The following is a 349-nucleotide window of genomic DNA, read 5'->3' as shown; positions in this document are numbered from 1 at the left end:
CGCCCTGTTCGGACTGGCTTTCGCTTCGGCTTCGCCACCCGGGTTAACCTCGCGACACACCGCAAACTCGCAGGCTCATTCTTCAAAAGGCACGCAGTCACGACGCACCGAGTAAACTCGAGGCGCGAAGCTCCCACGGCTTGTAGGCACACGGGTGCCGGTCCTATCTCCCGCCGCGCCCGCGGTACTTTTCACCATTCCCTCCCGGGACTATCCGCTATCGGTCACCAGGGAATATTTAGGCTTAACGGGTGGTCCCGCCAGATTCACACGGGATTTCTCGGGCCCCGTGCTACTTGGGTGTCTCTTAAACGAGCCGCATGAATTTCAGCTACGGGGGTCTTACCCT

The 349-nt window shown here is 59.9% G+C and carries 1 rRNA gene; it reads right to left on the bottom strand.

The features are described from left to right. Positions 1-349 (bottom strand): 23S ribosomal RNA (locus tag PUR26_RS02275); the annotation flags it as partial.

Origin of the sequence: Streptomyces sp. SP18CS02 (assembly GCF_036322365.1) — a bacterium.
GTDB lineage: Bacteria > Actinomycetota > Actinomycetes > Streptomycetales > Streptomycetaceae > Streptomyces.
The sequence above is the reverse complement of the archived record's forward strand: the minus strand, read 5'-3'. Positions and strand labels throughout refer to the sequence as shown.